Genomic DNA, 21,228 nt, shown 5'->3' on the forward strand with positions numbered 1-21,228 from the left:
GCGCTTCAACCTGGTAATGACGGCCTCGATCCAGCATCAAAGCACGCAGTCATAGGTGCGGATGTTCTGCCTCAGCGCCGCCAGAAACGAGAAGGCATTTTCCACCCGCTCGCCCTGGAACCCGTGGTAATAGTTTTCCGGCGTCAGTACGGTGCCGGCGCCGCGTTTGTTGTCGGGGTGCAGGCAGTAGGGGATCGAAAGAAAACTGCTGTCGAAGGCGCCGAGCAGGGCTTCGGACAAGTTGCTGTCGTGGGCCAGCGCGCCTTCGATCAGGCGTTTCGCGCCGCGCAGGACGCGCCCGTGTTCCTGGGAGTCGAACGGAATCTGTGGTAAGACGCCGTCGGTGTTCAGGCAGTAGTCGCAGTACTCGAGCGCCGCGATATTTTCCTCTATCCGAGGAATGCGCCTTGATTCCACCGGTGTCTTGATGATCACGCGCTGCACACCCGTGGCGCGGATCATGGCCAGCGCATCGCCAGTGATTCGGCAAAAACCGCCAAGCGAGCGCGGGAAGAACCCCATGAACACATAACCGACAAAGTGATAGCTGCCCGGTGCAAAATATTCGGCCGCGAGTTGTTGGAGGGCCGTCACCGCCGCACGATCCTGCACCGGCGAGGTGCCTTGAGCGTAGGAGAACGACAGCGTCTTGATGCCATGGGCGCGCAAGAACAACCCTTCAAGAATATTGAGCGCCACCAGAATCACTGGGTCGCACATCTGCCCCATCATGCAGCCGGCGAAGCTTTCGATGTGACTGTTGTCGACGCCGCTGGACAGCACCTGACAGGCTTTCTCCCAGTGACCGAACGCCTCGCGCAACGGCGTGCGACTGTACGGCAGGCAATAGGAAATCGGCCCGCCCTCGGTGGTGGGCAGACCGACTTCGACCATGCGCTTGAAAATGTGCAACGGGTCGGGTGAACCATGACGAACCTGCACCGGCAGGCGGTAGTGCGCATCAATCTGATCGATCATGGCACGGGTCTGCGCCAGCGGATGGTTGACGATCGGATAACCGTTGAGCATCGATTCGCTGTCGATGGCCCGTTGCGCGGCCTCAAGATTGTTTACTCGGGTGAACGCATCAAGCGTGATGGTGCACACTGTATTCGCCCGGCTCGCTGCGGTGGCTTCCAGACCGGCTTGCATCCTGGCTGGGTCACTGAAGCCCATTCGCGGCTGGAGCACCGGGCCATGCGCGTTGAAGCGTTCAAGAACATGGGTGTTGAAATCGATCATCCTGATCTGCCTTTGTCTGCGAATCGGTAGGGGCTACGGGTCAGCGAGCGACCCGTTTCTCCACGTAATGTTCTGGATACAACTGGGCAGACACCAGTTCCTGAAAGGCATCGAAGCTGTTGGCCACGCTGTCGTCGAACACCTCATCGAAACCTGCGGCGCGCAGTGTGTCGCTATGTCGGGCAATGGTCTGGGGATCGTTTTCGGTGCAGATCTTGCCGCCGATATACACCCCGTCGGTGTGTTTGGTTTCGCTACGAATACGCCGCGCGAGTTCAGCGCCTTCGATGTAGCCATGGCCATTGACCGTGCTGACGACAACCATGGCGCTGGCGTGGCGGTTGAGCCGCGCGATCACCTCATCCATGGGCGTGTTCGGTCCCAGGTTCTCGACGTTGTAGCCAATGTCGGTGAGCAGGAACTCCATGAACACCAGATTCCAGCTATGGGAGTCCGAAGGTGCGGTGGTGAGCAGAGCGGTTTTGCTGAAAGTCATCGTTAAATCCCTTTTAAGTGGCTGTCCTGGTTGCGTAGTACGGGAGCGCCCGCTGAAAGTTGCGAAAGTTGGTGGTCACCGAGTTGATGTAGCCCCAGTTGTCGGCGTAGTTCGTGGGAAAGGGTTTGGAACCTTCGATCCTGTCGCGTTCGCGGGCAGTAATGTAGTTCGGCCAGTCTTTGGATCGTGGGCGCCGATGATGAAAGTCGTGGCACGGTGTATCGCCGACCATCACAAACATCCGGACAAACAAGTGGAACGCCAGCATCTTGATCAGCCAGACGCTGATATGGGCGAAGCGTCGAACAGTTCCCGCACCTTCGGGTATGCGCAGTTCTTCGCCGATAAATACGCCGGTGGTGCTCTCGCAAATGAAGTCGATGCCGCGTCGTTCCAGCACGTCCACGCTGGGCCAGGTGTGCTCGGCCGCCAGGCGAAATGTGGTGCTGATGTGGTAGCCGGCGAAGATCGGAATCACCCACGCCACGATGAACAGATCGAAATGCCCCAAGGCTGCCGACAGCAGCGCAAGGCCCGCCCAGAAGACCAGCGTCAATCCTGCAACTCGGCGGTTTGCAGCCGTGGCGGTGCCTTTCAATCGGCCCCAGCACGAGCGCAGCACGGCCAGTGGCGACAGCGCGGTCGAGACCAGTTTGGTCCACAGGGTGGCGATGCTGTCGGACGGTTTTAACCCCACCACACTTTGCAGGTAGGAGAGGGTGTCATCGTCATCGGTCAGCAGCGTTTTCGAACTGTGATGCAGAGCGTGTTCGCTCTTGTAGATATCGAAGGGTTTGAGCATCAGGACGCCGGAAATGATCCGGCCGACGGTCATATTGGTCTCGCGCGATTCGAAGACCATGTCATGGGCGCAGTTGTGGCAGATCATCACTTGCATCTGCTTGATGCCACCGGTGGCCAGGACAAAGCCCAGCAGCCACAGCGCAATGCTGGCCTGCGAATAACCGATACCGGCCAAGAGCGCGCCGCCGGCTATTAATCCCGCCGACACAACGATATGGTGGAACGGCTTCAGAGGACGGACTTTATCGAGATCTTCGGGCAGAGGCTTGGCTGTCAGCCAACTCAGAAACGGCTGCATGAACCCTGGAAGGGCGCGCATTGAGTTACGTATCATCCATGTTTCCTCTAGGGTTTTGCTCCATGCAAAAACTGTAACGTGGCCTCTGGATATTTCGAATAGAAATAGGTGGGGATTGACTTTCCATTTTTGGGTATGTCATCGACATGGATTGGGATGATCTGAAGGTTTTTATCTTCGTCGCTAAATCGAACAACGTGACCGAGGCCGGAATCTCGCTCAAGGTTTCGGCCTCGACGGTGTCGCGCAAGATCGCGGCGCTTGAGGAATCGCTCGGTACGGTATTGTTTTCGAAGAAGACTAACGGCTACTTCCTGACTGAAGCGGGAAGGGCATTGTTGCCATTGGCACTGGAAACGGAGGAGCGTTTCAAACTGATCGAGCGGCAGATGTCGCAACCGGGTGATCGGATGGCGGGACAGGTGCGCATTGATTGTCCGGAACTCATGGGCACGCACTTGATCATTCCGCAACTCGCGGCATTTCATGATCAGCACCCCGAGATCAGCTTCGACTTCATTAATTCGGCGGTGTCGTCGAAACTCACACAGAGCCACAGCGATATCATTATCCGCTTGCGCAGACCGGAGAACGGTAACTTCACCATGCGTCGGGTCGGGACACTGATGCAGGGGCTTTTCTGCTCCCAGGCTTATGCCGATGCCAACGGTCTGCCGGCCGAACCCGCCGACCTCAAGCACCACAGCCTGATCGGCTGGACCGAAGAAATGTCGTATATGCCGCTCGCCCAATGGTTGAACGAAATGGCCGGAGACCAGAGGCTGTGGATGCGCGTTTCAAACCTGAATGCGCAGCTCAAGGCCGTCGAGGCCAATCTGGGGATTGCCGCGTTACCCGTCTATGTCGGACATCAGTCCGGTCTGTGCCAGGTATTGGCCAATCGCCCTGCGCGTAGCTCGGAAATCTGGTTGCTGCGCAATCAGGCGACCCAGGGTGTGAGCCGCGTTGATCGAGTGGTGGAGTATCTGACGGAGCTGTTTCACGGCAAAGCGGTCGCCTGCACTGACGGCCGTCTTACCGCCAGGTCATGGCACCAGAATCAATGAACCCTGGGTTTGGCGGTATTGCATGACGCAGTGGGTCTGGGCAGCCAGCACGAGGGGAAAGTGCGTTATTCGCGGCAAACGAATCGCGCCGCTGGACACCGCTTGCAGCACCCGCGCGGCCGCGCGGGTCAATTCAGCGTTGTCGCCGATGTAATGCTTCAACGACGGCCGCGTCACATGCAGCGAGCCCATTTGCCCGAGGCGGGACAGGTTGAAATCCGTCACGTCGCCCGAAGCATTGCCAAACAACACGAGGTGGCCGCGCGGGCGCAAACTCGCCAATGACAGCTCTACGGTATCTTTGCCGATGGAGTCGAACACGACATGGGCGCCTTTGCCACCAGTCAATTCACGGATCAATCCAAGTGTATCTGGCGCTTCGGCGTCGAGGGCCGCGATGCACCCCGCATCCAGAACCTGGCGGCGTTTGGCTTCGGTCGAAGCGAGACCTATCACGCGCACCCCGCGAGCGACCAGCCAGCTTGTGGCAATGCTGCCCACGCCGCCCGCCGCCGCGTGCCATACCACAAAGTCACCAGGCGCCAGCGGCACGCAGCGATGCGTCAGATATTCGGCCGTCAGCCCTTTGAATACGACGCCTGCCGCGACTTCGCTCGGCACGTCATCGGGCAGGCGTATCGCCCGCGAAGCGCGAACGACCGCGTGACCGGCGTAGCTGCCGGTCGAGCTGTCGACGAAGGCCACTCGATCACCAATGGCCAAGCTTTCCACCTGCGATCCACATTCGACGACACGCCCCGCACCTTCCATGCCCAAGCCCCTGGGGAAGGCTGAGCCATCGTCCAGCGCGCCGGAGCGCCGGTGCAGGTCGATGAAATTCACGCCGGCGGCCTCGATGGCCACAGTGATTTCTTCAGGGCCGGCAGTACGCAGCGGGTATTTGCGCAATTCCATGACGTCGGGTGTGCCGGGGGCGGCGAAGACAATTCCGTGGGTCTGGGTCATGGGAGCCTCCTTAAAGCGGGCCGATGCGCAGGAAAATCCATACAGCAACCGCTATCAGCATCAGGCCGAACGCAGCGTTCTGAAACATCAGCCATTTGGGGCGCGATTGGATCAGTTTCTGTACGGTCGACCCCATCGACACCCAGATGACGTGCGAGAAGAAGTTCAGCGAAATCAGCGCCGCACTGAGGATCAACACGACAGTGCTGCTGGTCTCGCCGGAAGGCATGAACGTGGAAAACATCACCAGCAACATCACGATTCCTTGCACGTTGCCCAGTTGTACAACAATGCCGTCCCGAAATTGCAGGTGCATGGCCTTGTCGGTGGGCGCCTTCAGTGGACGACGCAGCATGCGCACACCGAGCCACAAGATGTAGAAACTGCCCACCACTTGCAGCGCCCATACCAGCGTCGGATTGTTAGTCAGCGTGTGATAAAGGCCTAAGCCGACCAGTACGGCGATCAGGAAGTAGGTCATGTCGAGCCCGACGATAAACCGCACCGAACGACGCACACCGCTTTGCGCACCCGACGTCGCCACCATCAAGTTGCCAGGGCCTGCACTCAGGGTCAGCGGCACCATGGTCGATAGCCAAAGCAACCAGTTGATGCTGAAAATTTCTTGCATGTTGTCTTCCTTGAATCAAAACGCGGATTTAACTCCAGCAAGTCTAATTCGCAGTTGCTCCTAAGGTTATAGCGAAGAGCGCAAGGCGGTTTCTCATAAATGGGGGAAGGGTGGTAGGGAGGGGGGTGAGCTGCTCGCGATTCCCAAAAACAACCCAGTCATCAAGCCTGCCACTCACCCGTGACGAGGGGATTTATCCCCGCTGGCTGCGGCCCCTTTTACGGTTCCAGCCTGAAGTAATCGGTATCATAATGCCGGTTATAGCCTGGCCTTCCAGCTAACCGGCAATATATTGCCGAAACAACCAATAGAGTTTCGATGAAAGAGAACACGGGTGAACGACGCAGGGTGATCATCGACGACATCGTCATGCAACATGTGACATAGCGGCGCGAGCCCGACGTAGAGGATGTAAGAAAAATCCCAACTAGCTATTTCTCCACACAGAGTTGCAAATGTCCTTAGACAGTACGCGGTTCTATGTTCGGCGGTTAGCTACTACGTTGGGCGTTTCTTAGGCACCTGCGACTAAGATAAGTAACGAGGCGATACGGCGTCAATGCGGAAAGATTCTGAGTTTTTCGTAGGGCAGAGGTGGCGTGCCTGTCCTGAAGTTAAACGCGGCTTTGGTTCCGTTGAATACAAAAAACCCCGTTTTCACGGGGTTTTTAGTTACGCGTGGAGCCTAGGATTTTTCTTTCGAATCAATCCCAGCTCAAAGCCCCACCCGTCTGATACTCAATCACGCGCGTCTCAAAGAAGTTCTTCTCTTTCTTCAAGTCCATGATCTCGCTCATCCAAGGGAACGGGTTAGTCGTCCCTGGGTACTCTTCCTTCAACCCAATCTGCGACAAGCGACGGTTAGCGATGAACTTGAGGTAGTCCTCCATCATCGCCGCGTTCATGCCCAACACGCCGCGAGGCATGGTGTCGCGGGCGTATTCGATTTCCAGTTGGGTCCCTTGCAGGATCATCTGGGTCGCTTCTTCCTTCATCTCGGCATCCCACAGGTGTGGGTTTTCGATTTTGATCTGGTTGATCACGTCGATGCCGAAGTTCAGGTGCATGGATTCGTCGCGCAGGATGTACTGGAACTGCTCGGCGACGCCGGTCATTTTGTTGCGGCGGCCCATGGAAAGGATCTGGGTGAAGCCGCAGTAGAAGAAGATGCCTTCCAGGACGCAGTAGTAAGCGATCAGGTTGCGCAGCAGCTCTTTGTCGGTCTCCGGGGTGCCGGTTTCGAACTTCGGATCGGAGATCGAACGGGTGTATTTCAGGCCCCAAGCGGCTTTTTTCGCGACCGATGGGATCTCGTGGTACATGTTGAAGATCTCGCCTTCATCCATGGCCAGCGATTCGATGCAGTACTGGTAGGCGTGGGTGTGGATCGCCTCTTCGAACGCCTGGCGCAGGATGTACTGGCGGCATTCCGGGTTGGTGATCAGGCGGTACACGGCCAGGACCAGGTTGTTGGCAACCAGGGAGTCGGCGGTGGAGAAGAAGCCCAGGTTGCGCATCACGATGCGGCGCTCGTCGTCGGTCAGGCCTTCCGGGGTTTTCCAGAGGGCGATGTCGGCGGTCATGTTGACTTCTTGCGGCATCCAGTGGTTTGCGCAGCCGTCCAGGTACTTCTGCCAGGCCCAGTCGTATTTGAATGGCACGAGCTGGTTGAGGTCGGCGCGGCAGTTGATCATGCGCTTTTCATCGACGGCGACACGGGCGGAGGCGCCTTCGAGTTCGGCGAGGCCTTCGGCAACGTCGAGTTTGTCGAGGGCGGCCTTGGCGCGAATGATCGCGGCCGAGTCGCTGGCCGTCACGGCCCGTGCTTCGAGGGCGGCGGCACCGCCGGCGCTGTCGAGGCGGTCCATGTTGGCTTCAGAAGCGTGGCCGGCGTTGGCGCCTTTTACAGCAACTTCGCCGTCTTCTTTGTCGAATTCGTCCCAGCTCAGCATGACGTGTCGTCTCCTGCGTGAGGGCCAGATGCCCGATAAAGGCCTACTGGCCGCGGTGGATCTTGGAAAAATCGTTTGTTGCAGCAGCTGACGCAGGCAATAAACAGAAAAATGTACGGGTCATTCCAGAGCGGCTGTGAACGCGAGGAGGCGATTGGCCTCTGCGTGGGCTCCAGGTTGGCGTGACCCCCTGTAAGGGGATATTGCAGGCCCGTTTAAGGCGGCATTATAAGGACTTTTTTGCCTACGTGCTGCGGCGAAATGGCTCACAGAAGGGCGAGTGGGCGGCATATCCGCGTGGGAGCGAGGGTTTACAAGGCTTTGGCCGCTGAAGATTTTTTTTGTATGGGTCGGATCTCGATTTTTTTTGATCAAAAAACGAGCATTTTCTGCATGTTTACACTACATGTTGTGTTTGCGGAGGGTTTTCGGCAGTTATAGACACAACCAGGCCCGGTCGAAACCGGGTGCTGGAAAATGTCAGTAATGATCAAACGATGCGGGCTGAGCGGGTGCGATCGTAGCCATCGGCGGCAAAGGTAGCAGAACCGGTGCGGTCGTAGCCGTCTTGCGTGACGGTGGCGGAGTCGGTGTGGTCGTAACCGTCTTCAGCGACTGCGCTAGCGGTGCGATCAAATCCGTCGGCGGCGAAGGTGTTGGTGGCCAGCACGGACAGGGTCAGGGCCAGGATCAGTTGGGTTTTCATGGTGGTTGCTCCAAATTCCGTTATCAAGTCAATCAGCCGTTGGAGCAGCCGTTGCCCATGACGCTGTAGCGCAGGATGTGGCGCTGGCCCTTGGAATCGTCGTATTCCATCTTCGCCGGGACCACTTCGCAGACGTTCGGGATCTCGCTCATGGAGATGACTTTGGCGATGTCCAAGTGGGTGGAGTAGGTGTACTCCTCAATGGTCGGTTTTTGCTGTGCGACATCGGCCGGGGCCTCGTCTGCCATCGCGGTGGCGCAAAGGCTGCCGAGGACCAGGACCCATAAAACTTTCATCTAATTCACCTTTCTTGAAGTCGAGAGGGGGCACGCAACCTTTTTGGGGTTGCGTGTAGAGCTGATTTTGGAAGTTTGATTAACGGCCTTCGTGGGGGCTGTGTTGCGCTAATCGTGTTTGCCGGTTGGCGAGGTGGATTTTAGGAGGTGAGGGTGAGGGTAAACAGGCTCGGTTTTGATAAACACTGTTGGTTGATCTGGTAATAATCGTCGTAGGAAGCGGTGGCTGGCTGTTACATCAAGCATTGATACTGACTGACATACCGCCATCGCGAGCAAGCTCGGCTCCCACAGGTTTGGCTCTGACGCAGGAACATGCTGGCAGGCAGGGCCTGCACGTTAGTACCGACATTTTGTAGGGCCTTGTTACTACCATCGTCGAATGGTTCTATAGGCCCGCCCCGGGCTACAACGGGACCATACAAAAACAACTATTCACCGAGGTAAGAAAGATGAGTGCGGCTTCTGTGTATCCCGTTCGTCCCGAGGTTGCGGTCAATACGCTGACTGACGAGGCGACCTACAAGGCCATGTACCAGCAGTCGGTCGTCAACCCGGACGGCTTCTGGCGCGAGCAGGCCAAGCGCCTCGATTGGATCAAGCCTTTCACCACGGTGAAGCAGACTTCCTTCGACGATCACCATGTCGATATCAAGTGGTTCGCCGACGGCACCTTGAACGTTTCCTACAACTGCCTCGACCGTCACCTGGCCGAGCGCGGCGATCAAATTGCGATTATCTGGGAGGGCGATGACCCTGCCGAGAGCCGCAACATCACCTATCGCGAGCTGCATGAAGAAGTCTGCAAGTTCGCCAACGCCCTGCGCGGCCAGGACGTGCACCGCGGCGACGTGGTGACCATCTACATGCCGATGATCCCTGAGGCCGTGGTCGCGATGCTGGCCTGTGCCCGGATCGGTGCGGTTCACTCGGTGGTGTTCGGCGGTTTCTCGCCTGAGGCACTGGCCGGGCGGATCATCGACTGCAAGTCCAAAGTGGTGATCACTGCCGACGAAGGCGTTCGCGCCGGCAAAAAGATCCCGCTCAAGGCCAACGTCGATGACGCGCTGACCAACCCGGAAACCAGCAGCATCCAGAAGGTTATCGTGTGCAAGCGCACCGGTGGCGGCATCAAGTGGAACCAGCACCGCGACATCTGGTACGAAGACCTGATGAAGGTGGCTGGCACCGTTTGCGCGCCGAAGGAAATGGGCGCCGAGGAAGCGCTGTTCATCCTCTATACCTCCGGTTCCACTGGCAAGCCCAAGGGCGTGCAGCACACCACGGCTGGCTACTTGCTGTACGCGGCGCTGACCCATGAGCGGGTGTTCGACTACAAGCCGGGCGAGGTCTACTGGTGCACCGCTGACGTGGGTTGGGTCACCGGCCACAGCTATATCGTCTACGGCCCGCTGGCCAATGGTGCGACCACGCTGCTGTTCGAAGGCGTGCCGAACTACCCGGATATCACCCGGGTGGCCAAGGTCATCGACAAGCACAAGGTCAGCATTCTCTACACCGCGCCGACCGCCATCCGCGCGATGATGGCCTCGGGCACCGCCGCTGTCGAAGGCGCTGATGGCAGCAGCCTGCGCCTGTTGGGTTCGGTGGGCGAGCCGATCAACCCGGAAGCCTGGGACTGGTACTACAAGAACGTCGGCAAGGAGCGTTGCCCGATCGTCGACACCTGGTGGCAGACCGAAACCGGTGGCGTGCTGATCAGCCCATTGCCAGGCGCTACGGCATTGAAGCCAGGTTCGGCCACGCGTCCGTTCTTCGGTGTGGTGCCGGCGTTGGTGGACAACCTCGGCAACCTGATCGAAGGCGCTGCCGAGGGCAACCTGGTGATCCTCGATTCATGGCCAGGCCAGGCGCGTACGCTGTACGGCGACCATGACCGTTTTGTCGACACCTACTTCAAGACGTTCAGTGGTATGTACTTCACCGGTGACGGTGCGCGTCGCGACGAGGATGGCTATTACTGGATCACCGGTCGGGTGGATGACGTGCTCAACGTGTCCGGCCACCGCATGGGCACGGCCGAGATCGAGAGCGCCATGGTCGCCCACCCGAAAGTCGCCGAAGCGGCGGTGGTCGGTGTGCCGCATGACATCAAGGGGCAGGGCATCTATGTCTATGTCACCCTCAATGCCGGCGAAGAAACCAGCGAGGCCCTGCGCCTGGAACTGAAGAACTGGGTGCGCAAGGAAATCGGTCCGATTGCTTCGCCGGATGTGATCCAGTGGGCGCCGGGGCTGCCGAAAACCCGCTCCGGCAAGATCATGCGCCGCATCCTGCGCAAGATCGCCACGGCGGAGTACGATGGGTTGGGTGATATCTCCACCCTGGCCGACCCGGGCGTGGTGGCGCATCTGATCGAGACGCACAAGACCATGAACGTTGCCTGACAGTAGCGTGTAGCACTGAAAAGCCCCGCCCGGCATTTGCCGAGTGGGGTTTTTTTATGTGCTGAGTGGCATGCACCTTTGTGACTAGGAAGCTTGCTCCCGCTCGACTGTACCTTGTAGGCGCAATGTAGGCGCTATGTAGGAGCTGTCGAGTGCAACGAGGCTGCGATCTTCCCCCAGGCACTTGAGTCGCAAGCGAAAGATCAAGATCAAGGTCAAAAGATCGCAGCCTTCGGCTGCTCCTACCCCCCCAGCGGGAGCAAGCGTTCTCACCACAGATTCGGCGGATGAATAAATATCGGCGTTTAAAGTAGGAGGTGTCTGAACGTTACCGGTGTTTCGAAATGTGTAACCAAAGGCGCCGCAACGGGGCGATGTGAAACGCCAAGCCCCGTTACAGGGCCGCTCCAGGTCTCTCTCAAAATAAGCCGACACGCTGTGCTTGCCGGATTAGAAGGGTTTGCGAATAATGGGCCCGCTATTTGCAGCATGGATCGGTTTCCCTTCTTTTGCTCTTGCATGATTTTGCGGGGCTGTCAATGCGTTCGGGCAGCTTTCTCGGTGCTTCTGTAATTTGTTGTCGCATTGAAGAAATATCGGCTTCGGGCCTGTCGTTAGAATGCCGATCACTCGCTCGTCGTGGCTTGCGTTGAATTAACCGTGAGCTTCCTAGGACGCAGTACCAACGTTCGTTTCACTCATTCGCATATTGGGCTGTTGCTCACTCTGCCGTTTTTGCCCTTTACCGATGGAGTCCCAAGATGAAGAAACTTGTGCTGCTTGGCGCCCTGGCACTGTCCGTGCTGTCGCTGCCGACATTCGCCGATGAGAAGCCCCTGAAGATTGGTATCGAGGCGGCTTACCCTCCGTTCGCCTCGAAAGCTCCGGATGGCAGCATCGTCGGTTTCGACTACGACATCGGCAATGCGCTGTGCGAAGAGATGAAGGTCAAGTGCGTGTGGGTCGAGCAAGAGTTCGACGGCCTGATCCCGGCGCTCAAGGTCCGCAAGATCGACGCGATCCTGTCGTCCATGTCGATCACCGAAGATCGCAAGAAGTCGGTTGATTTCACCAACAAGTACTACAACACCCCGGCCCGTCTGGTGATGAAGGCCGGTACCCAGGTCAGCGACGGCCTGGCCGAGCTCAAGGGCAAGAACATCGGCGTGCAGCGTGGTTCGATCCACGAGCGTTTCGCCCGTGAAGTCCTGGCCCCGCTGGGTGCCGAGATCAAACCATACGGTTCGCAGAACGAGATCTACCTGGATGTGTCTGCCGGCCGCCTCGACGGCACCGTGGCAGACGCTACGCTGTTGGATGACGGCTTCCTCAAGACCGATGCTGGCAAGGGCTTCGCATTTGTAGGTCCGGCCTTTACCGACGAGAAATATTTCGGCGACGGTATCGGTATCGCGGTTCGCAAGGGCGATGCCCTGAAAGACAAGATCAATGGCGCGATCACCGCCATCCGCGAGAACGGCAAGTACAAGCAAATCCAGGACAAATACTTCGCTTTCGACATCTACGGCAAGTAACGACGTCCCGCCACTCGTGCGAAATGGCGCAAGCAACAGGATCTCTGCGGTTTGCGCCATTTTTTCATCCCACTTTCGAGGACCTGAATCATGTTGAAAGGCTACGGGGCTGTCATCCTCGATGGCGCATGGTTGACGCTTGAGCTCGCCTTGTCGTCCATGGCCCTGGCCATCGTTCTGGGGTTGATCGGCGTTGCGTTGCGCCTCTCTCCGGTGCGTTGGCTGGCGTGGCTGGGTGACCTGTATGCCACGGTCATTCGCGGTATTCCCGACCTGGTGCTGATCCTGCTGATTTTCTACGGTGGCCAGGACCTGCTCAACCGCGTAGCGCCGATGCTCGGCTATGACGACTACGTCGACTTGAACCCGCTGGCGGCCGGTATCGGCACCCTGGGCTTCATCTTCGGCGCGTACCTGTCGGAAACCTTTCGCGGTGCCTTCATGGCGATTCCCAAGGGGCAGGCTGAAGCAGGCATGGCATACGGCATGAACGGGTTCCAGGTGTTTTTCCGGGTGTTGGTGCCGCAGATGATTCGCCTGGCGATTCCGGGCTTCACCAACAACTGGCTGGTGTTGACCAAGGCTACCGCGCTGATTTCGGTGGTGGGCCTGCAAGACATGATGTTCAAGGCCAAGCAGGCGGCGGATGCCACGCGCGAGCCTTTCACCTTCTTCCTCGCGGTGGCGGCGATGTACCTGGTGATCACCAGTGTCTCGTTGCTGGCATTGCGTCACCTTGAGAAGCGCTACTCGGTAGGCGTAAGGGCGGCTGATCTATGATCTTCGACTACAACGTCATCTATGAAGCCTTGCCGCTGTATTTCGGTGGCTTGCTGGTCACGCTGAAGCTGTTGGCCCTGTCGCTGTTCTTTGGCCTGCTGGCGGCATTGCCCCTGGGGCTGATGCGGGTGTCCAAGCAGCCGGTCGTCAACATGACCGCCTGGCTCTACACCTACGTGATCCGCGGCACGCCGATGCTGGTCCAGCTGTTCCTGATCTATTACGGGCTGGCGCAGTTCGCGATCGTGCGCGAAAGCTTCCTCTGGCCGTGGCTGTCCAGTGCAACCTTCTGCGCGTGCCTGGCGTTCGCCATCAATACCAGCGCCTACACCGCCGAAATCATCGCTGGCAGCCTGCGGGCCACGCCCAACGGCGAGATTGAAGCGGCCAAGGCCATGGGCATGTCGCGCTACAAGCTGTATCGCCGGATCCTGTTGCCATCGGCCTTGCGCCGGGCGCTGCCGCAATACAGCAACGAAGTGATCATGATGTTGCAGACCACCAGCCTGGCATCCATCGTGACGCTGATCGACATCACGGGTGCCGCGCGCACGGTGAACGCGCAGTACTACTTGCCGTTCGAGGCCTACATCACAGCCGGCGTTTTCTACCTGTGCCTGACCTTTATTCTGGTGCGCCTGTTCAAACTGGCCGAGCGCCGCTGGCTGGGTTACCTGGCCCCGCGCAAGCACTGATAACGCATCGATCCGATCGACTGCTCAACGACTGACGTTTTGTGAGAACCGACCGCATGTACAAGCTTGAAGTCCAAGACCTGCATAAACGCTATGGCAGTCACGAAGTGCTCAAGGGTGTGTCCCTGAAAGCCGCCGCTGGCGATGTGATCAGCATCATCGGCTCCAGTGGCTCCGGCAAGAGTACCTTCCTGCGTTGCATCAACCTGCTTGAGCAACCCCATGCTGGCAAGATCCTGCTCAACAATGAAGAGTTGAAGCTGGTCGCCGGCAAGGACGGCGCGTTGAAGGCCGCGGACCCCAAGCAACTGCAGCGCATGCGTTCGCGGCTGTCGATGGTGTTCCAGCATTTCAACCTGTGGTCCCACATGACGGCGCTGGAAAACATCATGGAAGCGCCGGTGCATGTACTGGGTGTGGCCAAGGCTGAAGCGCGGGAGAAGGCCGAGCACTACCTGAACAAGGTCGGCGTGGCCCATCGCAAGGACGCCTACCCGGGCCACATGTCCGGCGGCGAGCAGCAACGCGTGGCGATTGCCCGTGCGCTGGCGATGGAGCCTGAGGTGATGCTGTTCGACGAGCCGACCTCGGCCCTCGACCCGGAACTGGTAGGCGACGTGCTCAAGGTGATGCAGGCCCTGGCCCTGGAAGGCCGGACCATGGTGGTGGTCACCCACGAAATGGGCTTTGCCCGTGAAGTGTCGAACCAACTGGTGTTCTTGCACAAGGGCATCGTCGAAGAAAGTGGCAACCCGCGCGAAGTGCTGGTCAATCCGCAATCCGAGCGCTTGCAACAATTTCTGTCGGGCAGCCTCAAGTAATCGCTCCCGTTACGCACCTGATTTGGGTCATGCTGCGCACCGCGCGCCAGATGGTCTAATTTGGTTGCAGCCGCTTTTGGCTTTAACACTGTTTTCGCTTCGGATTGCCCGCCATGACTGCCCATCGAATAGGTTTCCTGATTTGGCCCAGCACTAAAGCCTTGACGCTGGCGCTGGCCGAGGAGGCCTTGCGTGTTGCTCAGCGGGTGCATCCGGATGTGGTCTACGAGCTGTCGTTCTTGCAAGCCGAACCGTCGGCCGGCGGTGCTTGGCAACTGCCGGGCGAGCCCTGGGCCGGTAAGCTCGAAGGCTTCCAGAAGCTGTTCCTGCTGGCCGATGAGCCGCCGACTGCGCTGGCCTCGCCCCTGAGCAGTGCCCTCAAGCAACTGGTGCGTGCCGGTTGTGTGATCGGCGGTTTGTCTGCTGGTGTCTATCCCTTGGCCCAACTGGGTTTGCTCGACGGTTACCGTGCCGCCGTGCATTGGCGCTGGCAGGACGATTTCTCCGAGCGCTTCCCCAAGGTCATCGCCACCAGTCATTTGTTTGACTGGGACCGCGATCGCCTGAGCGCTTGCGGTGGGATGTCGGTGCTCGACCTGTTGCTGGCGGTGCTGGCTCGCGATCACGGCGCGGAACTGGCCGGTGCGGTGTCGGAAGAGTTGGTGGTCGAGCGCATTCGCGAGGGCGGCGAGCGTCAGCGCATCCCGTTGCAGAACCGCCTCGGCTCCAGCCATCCAAAGCTCACCCAGGCGGTGCTGCTGATGGAAGCCAACATCGAAGAACCGCTGACCACCGACGAGATCGCCCAGCATGTGTGCGTATCCCGTCGACAACTGGAGCGAATCTTCAAGCAATACCTCAATCGCGTGCCCAGCCAGTATTACCTGGAGCTGCGCCTGAACAAGGCTCGGCAGATGCTGATGCAGACCAGCAAGTCCATCATCCAGATCGGCCTATCCTGCGGCTTCTCCTCGGGGCCACACTTCTCCAGCGCCTACCGCAACTTCTTCGGCGCCACGCCGCGGGAAGACCGCAACCAGCGACGCAGCAGCAGCCCGTTCGAATTGTCCTCGGTGCCGTCCGAGCGCGGGTAGGGCAGGCACAACCCCATCCTGTGGCGAGGGGATTTATTGTGGGAGCAGGACTTGTGGGAGCAAGGCTTGCCCTCGATACAGGCGACGCGGCCCTTGGTGAACCGAGGCGCCTGCATCGCGGGCAAGCTTTGCTCCCACAGATATATTCCTCGCCGCACGTAGATGCCGGCACCTCAAACCCCTTGGCAACGTTTAAACTGCGCCTTTGCGACGCTATTTGTCGCATTGCCGTAAACCCGTGAAAAACGTGGGTTGGCGCTATAAGAAGTTGTCGCTTGGCGGCAAGGCCGGGCTGAAAACTGTCCTTACAATCCTTACCAAGCCCGCCAGTTCCAGGCGGGTGTTCCTCATCAGGAGACTCCGATGTCCGTTGAGCAAGCCGCGGTACAACGCGCCGATTTCGACCAGGTTATGGTTCCCAACTATGCACCTGCAGCCTTCATACCTGTGCGTGGCGCCGGTTCCCGCGTATGGGACCAATCCGGTCGTGAGTTGATCGACTTTGCTGGCGGTATTGCAGTCAACGTACTGGGCCATGCCCACCCGGCGCTGGTCGGTGCACTGACCGAACAGGCTAACAAGCTGTGGCACGTGTCCAACGTCTTCACCAATGAGCCGGCCTTGCGCCTGGCTCACAAACTGGTCAACGCGACCTTCGCCGAGCGCGCGTTCTTCTGCAACTCCGGCGCCGAAGCCAACGAGGCCGCCTTCAAGCTGGCCCGTCGCGTCGCGTTCGATCGTTTCGGCAGCGAGAAGTACGAAATCATCGCCGCGCTCAATAGCTTCCACGGTCGCACCCTGTTCACCGTCAACGTCGGCGGGCAGTCGAAGTACTCCGACGGTTTCGGGCCTAAAATTACCGGCATCACCCACGTTCCTTACAACGACCTGGCCGCTTTGAAAGCGGTCATTTCGGACAAGACCTGCGCCGTGGTGCTGGAACCGATCCAGGGCGAGGGCGGTGTGCTGCCGGCCGAGCAAGCCTACCTGCAAGGCGCCCGCGACCTGTGCGATGCCCACGACGCATTGCTGGTGTTCGACGAAGTGCAGACCGGCATGGGCCGCAGCGGTCACCTGTTTGCCTACATGCATTACGGCGTGGTCCCGGACATCCTCACCAGCGCCAAAAGCCTGGGCGGTGGTTTCCCGATTGCGGCGATGCTCACCACCGAAGCGCTGGCCAAGCACCTGGTCGTCGGTACCCACGGCACCACCTATGGCGGTAACCCGCTGGCCTGTGCGGTGGCCGAAGCGGTGATCGATGTGGTCAATACCCCTGAGGTGCTCGCGGGTGTCAAAGCCAAGCATCACAAGTTCAAGGCTCGCCTGGAGCAGATCGGCGAGAAGTACGGCCTGTTCACCCAAGTGCGCGGCCTGGGTCTGCTGATCGGCTGCGTGCTGAACGATGCCTGGAAAGGCAAGGCCAAGGACATCTTCAACGCCGCCGAACAGGAAGGGCTGATGATCCTGCAGGCCGGCCCGGACGTGATTCGCTTTGCCCCGAGCCTGGTGGTGGAAGACGCCGACATCGACGAAGGCCTGGATCGTTTCGAGCGGGCCGCGGCGAAGTTGACCCAAGCCTGATTTCAGCCTTGACCGGCTCCAGTGTGGGAGCCGGGCTTGTGTGGGAGCAACGCTTTGCTCCCACACACCAGCTCCCGCATTTGAGTCTGTAGGGACGTTGGCCCCGGTATTTTTTTCTCTGTGTATCGACCCAAGGGTCGACCCATTTATTTCAAGTTAAGGAGTGACACCATGCTGGTGATGCGCCCCGCGCAAATGGCTGATCTGGGCGAGGTACAGCGTCTGGCTGCGGACAGTCCGATCGGTGTCACTTCCTTGCCGGATGACGTGGAACGCCTCAGCGACAAAATCGCCGCAAGCGAAGCCTCGTTCGCCGCCGAAGTCAGCTTCAACGGTGAAGAGAGCTATTTCTTCGTCCTTGAAGACATCACGACTGGCAAGCTGGTGGGCTGTTCGGCCATCGTTGCTTCGGCCGGTTATTCCGAACCGTTCTACAGCTTTCGCAACGAGACCTTCGTTCACGCCTCCCGTGAGCTGAAGATCCACAACAAGATCCACGTGCTTTCCCAATGCCACGACCTGACTGGTAACAGCCTGTTGACCAGTTTCTACGTGGTGCCGGAGCTGGTGGGCTCGCCGTGGTCGGAGCTCAATTCCCGCGGTCGCCTGCTGTTCGTCGCCAGTCACCCGGAACGGTTTGCCGATTCGGTGGTGACCGAGATCGTTGGCTACAGCGATGAGAATGGCGACTCGCCGTTCTGGGATGCCATCGGTCGCAACTTCTTCGACCTCAACTACGCCGCCGCCGAGCGCTTGTGCGGGCTGAAAAGCCGGACTTTCCTCGCCGAGCTGATGCCCCATTACCCGATCTACGTGCCGCTGTTGCCGGACGCCGCCCAGGAAGCCATGGGCCAGGTCCATCCGCGGGCGCAGATCACCTTCGACATCCTGATGCGCGAGGGTTTCGAGACCGATCACTACATCGACATCTTCGACGGTGGCCCGACCCTGCATGCCCGTGTCTCGGGCATCCGCTCGATTGCCCAGAGCCGCGTGGTGCCGGTCAAGATCGGCGAACCGGCCAAGGGTGCTGGCCGCCAATACCTGGTGGCCAATGCCCAATTGCAGGATTACCGCGCCGTGTTGCTCGAGCTCGATTACGCGCCGGGCAAACCTGTGACGCTGGACATGGAAGCGGCCGAAGCCTTGGGTGTTGGCGAGGGTGCCAGCGTGCGCCTGGTAGCCGTATAACGCTTTACAGCTGAGTTTGGCGGGTGGCGTGAGCGACCCGTTTGAGGAGATAGCATGATCGTTCGTCCCGTACGCAGCAGCGATTTACCCGCTCTGATCGCCCTGGCCCGCAGCACGGGCACCGGCCTGACCACCCTGCCGGCCAACGAAGAGCGCCTGGCCCATCGGGTCGGCTGGGCCGAGAAAACCTTTCGTGGCGAAGCCGGGCGCGGTGACGCGGACTACCTGTTCGTGCTCGAAGACGACGACGGTCGTGTGGTGGGCATTTCCGCCATCGCCGGTGCCGTGGGACTGCGTGAGCCCTGGTACAACTTCCGGGTTGGCCTGACGGTCAGCGCTTCCCAGGAATTGAACATCTATCGGGAAATTCCGACCCTGTTCCTGGCCAACGACCTGACTGGCAATTCCGAGCTGTGCTCGCTGTTTCTGCATGCCGATTTCCGTAGTGGCCTCAACGGCCGCATGCTCGCCAAGGCGCGGCTGTTGTTCATTGCCGAATTCCCACAGTTGTTCGGCAACAAGATCATCGCTGAGATGCGCGGCATGTCCGACGACAATGGGCGTTCGCCGTTCTGGGAAAGCCTGGGCAGGCACTTCTTCAAGATGGAATTCAGCCAGGCCGATTACCTCACCGGGGTGGGCAACAAGGCGTTCATCGCCGAGCTGATGCCCAAGTTCCCGCTGTATACCTGTTTCTTGTCCGAAGATGCCCGGGCCGTGATCGGCCAGGTTCATCCGGACACGGAACCTGCATTGTCGATGCTCAAGAGCGAAGGTTTCAGCTACCAGGGTTATGTCGACATCTTCGACGCCGGCCCAGCGGTGGAATGCGAAACCGGCAAGATCCGCGCGATTCGTGACAGCCAGGCGCTGGTGCTGGCCATCGGCACGCCGGGCGATGATGCCACGCCGTTCCTCATCCATAACCGCAAGCGCGAAGACTGCCGCATCACCGCTGCACCGGCGCGCTTTGCCGCCGGCACACTGGTGGTCGATCCGCTGACCGCCAAACGTCTTCAACTCAACGTCGGTGATCAGGTACGTGCCGTCGCGTTGTCTGCTGCCCGGGAGTCGAAATGATGAACTCGCTGTACATCGCAGGAAGCTGGCAGGAAGGCCAGGGTGACCTCTTTGAGTCGTTGAACCCGGTGACCCAACAGGGAGTGTGGGCGGGCAACGGTGCCACGGCCGCGCAAGTCGAGTTGGCGGTGCAGGCCGCGCGCCAGGCGTTCCCGGATTGGGCTCGGCGCTCCCTGGATGAACGCATCCAGGTGCTGGAAGCCTTTGCCGCGGCCCTGAAAAACCACGGAGACGAACTGGCCCATTGCATTGGTGAAGAAACCGGCAAGCCGTTGTGGGAAGCGACGACCGAAGTGACCAGCATGGTCAACAAAATCGCCATTTCGGTGCAGAGCTACCGCGAGCGGACCGGCGAGAAGAGTGGCCCGCTGGGCGACGCCACTGCTGTACTGCGCCATAAGCCCCACGGTGTGGTGGCGGTGTTCGGCCCCTACAACTTCCCGGGCCATTTGCCCAACGGCCACATCGTGCCAGCGCTGCTGGCCGGCAACAGTGTGCTGTTCAAGCCGAGCGAGCTGACGCCGAAAGTCGCCGAACTGACGGTCAAGTGCTGGGTCGAGGCGGGTCTGCCGGCGGGCGTACTGAACTTACTGCAAGGCGCGCGGGAAACCGGTATCGCCCTGGCGGCGAACCCAGGCATCGACGGGTTGTTTTTCACCGGCTCCAGCGGCACCGGCAATTTGTTGCACCAACAATTTTCCGGGCGTCCGGACAAGATCCTCGCGCTGGAAATGGGCGGTAACAACCCGCTGGTGGTGGATGAGGTGGCTGACGTCGATGCGGCGGTCTACACCATTATCCAGTCCGCTTTCATTTCTGCCGGGCAGCGCTGCACCTGTGCGCGCCGTTTGCTGGTGCCGGAAGGCGCCTGGGGCGATGCCTTGCTGGCGCGCCTGGTGGCGGTCAGCGCAACCCTTGAGGTCGGTGCTTTTGACCAGCAACCGCCACCGTTCATGGGCTCGGTGATTTCCCTGGGCGCGGCGAAGGCGCTGATGGATGCGCAAAACCATTTGCTGGGCAAAGGCGCCGTGCCGCTGCTGAGCATGACCCAGCCGCAGGCCCAGGCCGCATTGTTGACGCCGGGTATCCTGGACGTGACGGCCGTGGCCGAGCGGCCTGATGAAGAGCTGTTCGGGCCGTTGCTGCAAGTGATCCGCTACCAAGATTTCGCAGCGGCAATTACCGAGGCCAACAATACGCAATATGGCCTGGCCGCCGGGTTGCTGTCCGATTCCCAGGAGCGCTATCAACAGTTCTGGCTGCAAAGCCGCGCCGGTATCGTCAACTGGAACAAACAGCTGACCGGTGCCGCCAGCAGCGCGCCGTTCGGCGGTGTCGGCGCCTCGGGCAACCATCGCGCCAGCGCTTATTACGCGGCCGATTATTGCGCGTATCCGGTGGCTTCCCTGGAGGCTCCAAGCCTTGTCATGCCGGCTGGCCTGACCCCCGGCGTGCGCATGTCTTGAGACCGCCATCGTGGGCAAGCCTTGCTCCCACAGGGGCTATGCAAAACCTGTGCGAGTAAGCCTTGCTCCCATAGGGGCTATGCAAACACTGTGGGAGCAAGGCTTGCCCGCGATGG

19 protein-coding genes are annotated in these 21,228 nt (G+C 59.5%); 11 read left to right on the plus strand and 8 right to left on the minus strand.

The window, feature by feature from the left end; translation table 11 throughout:
- Positions 1 to 36: 36 nt before the first annotated feature.
- From AACY31_RS09765 to AACY31_RS09775, 3 genes are read right to left on the minus strand one after another with little or no spacing between them, the layout of a single operon-like run.
- On the minus strand, positions 37 to 1,242 hold the full coding sequence (locus AACY31_RS09765; protein ID WP_339491623.1) for a methylaspartate mutase: 1,206 nt from the start codon (positions 1,240 to 1,242) through the stop codon (positions 37 to 39).
- Positions 1,243 to 1,282: 40 nt separating this feature from the next.
- Positions 1,283 to 1,738, minus strand: coding sequence for a cobalamin B12-binding domain-containing protein (locus AACY31_RS09770; RefSeq protein WP_339504373.1), 456 nt, complete (start codon positions 1,736 to 1,738; stop codon positions 1,283 to 1,285).
- Positions 1,739 to 1,751: 13 nt separating this feature from the next.
- Positions 1,752 to 2,876, minus strand: coding sequence for a fatty acid desaturase (locus AACY31_RS09775; RefSeq protein ID WP_339504374.1), 1,125 nt, complete (start codon positions 2,874 to 2,876; stop codon positions 1,752 to 1,754).
- 110 nt (positions 2,877 to 2,986) lie between these two features.
- Here AACY31_RS09775 and AACY31_RS09780 point away from each other — a divergent pair, with 110 nt between their 5' ends.
- Positions 2,987 to 3,907 carry a LysR family transcriptional regulator gene (locus AACY31_RS09780; protein WP_057448656.1) on the plus strand — a complete coding sequence of 307 codons (921 nt, stop codon included), beginning with the start codon at positions 2,987 to 2,989 and terminating at the stop codon, positions 3,905 to 3,907.
- On the opposite strand, the gene AACY31_RS09785 is transcribed toward AACY31_RS09780, so the two are convergent.
- The 5 genes from AACY31_RS09785 to AACY31_RS09805 all read right to left on the minus strand — a co-directional run bounded on the left by AACY31_RS09785 (position 3,887) and on the right by AACY31_RS09805 (position 8,458).
- A complete protein-coding gene (locus AACY31_RS09785) occupies positions 3,887 to 4,873 on the minus strand; it encodes a quinone oxidoreductase family protein (protein ID WP_339475306.1) in 987 nt (328 codons plus the stop codon). The two genes, AACY31_RS09780 and AACY31_RS09785, sit on opposite strands and share 21 nt — an antisense overlap.
- Positions 4,874 to 4,883: 10 nt before the next feature.
- Positions 4,884 to 5,504: a LysE family translocator gene (locus AACY31_RS09790; protein WP_207965725.1), complete on the minus strand. Its 621-nt coding sequence runs from the start codon at positions 5,502 to 5,504 to the stop codon at positions 4,884 to 4,886.
- Positions 5,505 to 6,208: 704 nt separating this feature from the next.
- A complete protein-coding gene (locus AACY31_RS09795) occupies positions 6,209 to 7,456 on the minus strand; it encodes a ribonucleotide-diphosphate reductase subunit beta (protein ID WP_339475302.1) in 1,248 nt (415 codons plus the stop codon).
- 490 nt (positions 7,457 to 7,946) lie between these two features.
- Positions 7,947 to 8,162, minus strand: coding sequence for a hypothetical protein (locus AACY31_RS09800; RefSeq protein WP_339475300.1), 216 nt, complete (start codon positions 8,160 to 8,162; stop codon positions 7,947 to 7,949).
- Between the two features lie 32 nt (positions 8,163 to 8,194).
- Positions 8,195 to 8,458: a DUF2790 domain-containing protein gene (locus AACY31_RS09805; RefSeq protein ID WP_339475297.1), complete on the minus strand. Its 264-nt coding sequence runs from the start codon at positions 8,456 to 8,458 to the stop codon at positions 8,195 to 8,197.
- Positions 8,459 to 8,910: 452 nt separating this feature from the next.
- Here AACY31_RS09805 and acs point away from each other — a divergent pair, with 452 nt between their 5' ends.
- From acs to astD, 10 genes are all read left to right on the plus strand, one after another.
- Positions 8,911 to 10,866 (plus strand): acetate--CoA ligase, encoded by a 1,956-nt coding sequence (gene acs, locus AACY31_RS09810; RefSeq protein WP_339475294.1) that lies wholly within the window; start codon positions 8,911 to 8,913, stop codon positions 10,864 to 10,866.
- A 761-nt stretch (positions 10,867 to 11,627) separates the two neighbouring features.
- Positions 11,628 to 12,401 (plus strand): ABC transporter substrate-binding protein, encoded by a 774-nt coding sequence (locus AACY31_RS09815; protein ID WP_014339812.1) that lies wholly within the window; start codon positions 11,628 to 11,630, stop codon positions 12,399 to 12,401.
- A 90-nt stretch (positions 12,402 to 12,491) separates the two neighbouring features.
- Positions 12,492 to 13,181, plus strand: a complete 690-nt coding sequence (locus tag AACY31_RS09820; protein ID WP_339475289.1) for an ABC transporter permease — start codon at positions 12,492 to 12,494, stop codon at positions 13,179 to 13,181.
- On the plus strand, positions 13,178 to 13,876 hold the full coding sequence (locus AACY31_RS09825) for an ABC transporter permease (RefSeq protein WP_339475286.1): 699 nt from the start codon (positions 13,178 to 13,180) through the stop codon (positions 13,874 to 13,876). The genes AACY31_RS09820 and AACY31_RS09825 overlap by 4 nt, the downstream gene beginning before the upstream one ends.
- 56 nt (positions 13,877 to 13,932) lie before the next feature.
- On the plus strand, positions 13,933 to 14,697 hold the full coding sequence (locus tag AACY31_RS09830; RefSeq protein WP_018612663.1) for an ABC transporter ATP-binding protein: 765 nt from the start codon (positions 13,933 to 13,935) through the stop codon (positions 14,695 to 14,697).
- A gap of 113 nt (positions 14,698 to 14,810) precedes the next feature.
- Positions 14,811 to 15,791 (plus strand): GlxA family transcriptional regulator, encoded by a 981-nt coding sequence (locus tag AACY31_RS09835; RefSeq protein ID WP_339475282.1) that lies wholly within the window; start codon positions 14,811 to 14,813, stop codon positions 15,789 to 15,791.
- 363 nt (positions 15,792 to 16,154) lie between these two features.
- Positions 16,155 to 17,375: an aspartate aminotransferase family protein gene (locus tag AACY31_RS09840; protein ID WP_339475280.1), complete on the plus strand. Its 1,221-nt coding sequence runs from the start codon at positions 16,155 to 16,157 to the stop codon at positions 17,373 to 17,375.
- Positions 17,376 to 17,546: 171 nt separating this feature from the next.
- Positions 17,547 to 18,566: an arginine/ornithine succinyltransferase subunit alpha gene (gene aruF, locus AACY31_RS09845; protein WP_339491618.1), complete on the plus strand. Its 1,020-nt coding sequence runs from the start codon at positions 17,547 to 17,549 to the stop codon at positions 18,564 to 18,566.
- A gap of 54 nt (positions 18,567 to 18,620) precedes the next feature.
- Entirely contained in the window at positions 18,621 to 19,646 is a 1,026-nt protein-coding gene (astA, locus tag AACY31_RS09850) for an arginine N-succinyltransferase (RefSeq protein ID WP_339475278.1), read from the plus strand.
- Positions 19,643 to 21,112 carry a succinylglutamate-semialdehyde dehydrogenase gene (gene astD, locus AACY31_RS09855; RefSeq protein WP_339475276.1) on the plus strand — a complete coding sequence of 490 codons (1,470 nt, stop codon included), beginning with the start codon at positions 19,643 to 19,645 and terminating at the stop codon, positions 21,110 to 21,112. The genes astA and astD overlap by 4 nt, the downstream gene beginning before the upstream one ends.
- Positions 21,113 to 21,228 lie beyond the last annotated feature (116 nt).

The sequence above is a fragment of the Pseudomonas sp. RL_105y_Pfl2_101 genome, from assembly GCF_963970585.1.
In the GTDB taxonomy this organism is placed as follows: Bacteria; Pseudomonadota; Gammaproteobacteria; order Pseudomonadales; family Pseudomonadaceae; genus Aquipseudomonas.

Bases quoted from the DNA above. Each gene is read 5' to 3' on its own strand.
- AACY31_RS09830 (WP_018612663.1), top strand. From the start codon at position 13,933: ATGTACAAGCTTGAAGTCCAAGACCTGCATAAACGCTATGGCAGTCAC.
- AACY31_RS09835 (WP_339475282.1), top strand. From the start codon at position 14,811: ATGACTGCCCATCGAATAGGTTTCCTGATTTGGCCCAGCACTAAAGCC.
- AACY31_RS09775 (WP_339504374.1), bottom strand. From the start codon at position 2,876: ATGATACGTAACTCAATGCGCGCCCTTCCAGGGTTCATGCAGCCGTTT.
- AACY31_RS09840 (WP_339475280.1), top strand. From the start codon at position 16,155: ATGTCCGTTGAGCAAGCCGCGGTACAACGCGCCGATTTCGACCAGGTT.
- AACY31_RS09815 (WP_014339812.1), top strand. From the start codon at position 11,628: ATGAAGAAACTTGTGCTGCTTGGCGCCCTGGCACTGTCCGTGCTGTCG.
- AACY31_RS09820 (WP_339475289.1), top strand. From the start codon at position 12,492: ATGTTGAAAGGCTACGGGGCTGTCATCCTCGATGGCGCATGGTTGACG.
- AACY31_RS09825 (WP_339475286.1), top strand. From the start codon at position 13,178: ATGATCTTCGACTACAACGTCATCTATGAAGCCTTGCCGCTGTATTTC.
- acs (WP_339475294.1), top strand. From the start codon at position 8,911: ATGAGTGCGGCTTCTGTGTATCCCGTTCGTCCCGAGGTTGCGGTCAAT.
- AACY31_RS09780 (WP_057448656.1), top strand. From the start codon at position 2,987: ATGGATTGGGATGATCTGAAGGTTTTTATCTTCGTCGCTAAATCGAAC.
- AACY31_RS09785 (WP_339475306.1), bottom strand. From the start codon at position 4,873: ATGACCCAGACCCACGGAATTGTCTTCGCCGCCCCCGGCACACCCGAC.
- aruF (WP_339491618.1), top strand. From the start codon at position 17,547: ATGCTGGTGATGCGCCCCGCGCAAATGGCTGATCTGGGCGAGGTACAG.
- AACY31_RS09805 (WP_339475297.1), bottom strand. From the start codon at position 8,458: ATGAAAGTTTTATGGGTCCTGGTCCTCGGCAGCCTTTGCGCCACCGCG.
- astA (WP_339475278.1), top strand. From the start codon at position 18,621: ATGATCGTTCGTCCCGTACGCAGCAGCGATTTACCCGCTCTGATCGCC.
- AACY31_RS09770 (WP_339504373.1), bottom strand. From the start codon at position 1,738: ATGACTTTCAGCAAAACCGCTCTGCTCACCACCGCACCTTCGGACTCC.
- AACY31_RS09795 (WP_339475302.1), bottom strand. From the start codon at position 7,456: ATGCTGAGCTGGGACGAATTCGACAAAGAAGACGGCGAAGTTGCTGTA.
- AACY31_RS09765 (WP_339491623.1), bottom strand. From the start codon at position 1,242: ATGATCGATTTCAACACCCATGTTCTTGAACGCTTCAACGCGCATGGC.
- AACY31_RS09790 (WP_207965725.1), bottom strand. From the start codon at position 5,504: ATGCAAGAAATTTTCAGCATCAACTGGTTGCTTTGGCTATCGACCATG.
- astD (WP_339475276.1), top strand. From the start codon at position 19,643: ATGATGAACTCGCTGTACATCGCAGGAAGCTGGCAGGAAGGCCAGGGT.
- AACY31_RS09800 (WP_339475300.1), bottom strand. From the start codon at position 8,162: ATGAAAACCCAACTGATCCTGGCCCTGACCCTGTCCGTGCTGGCCACC.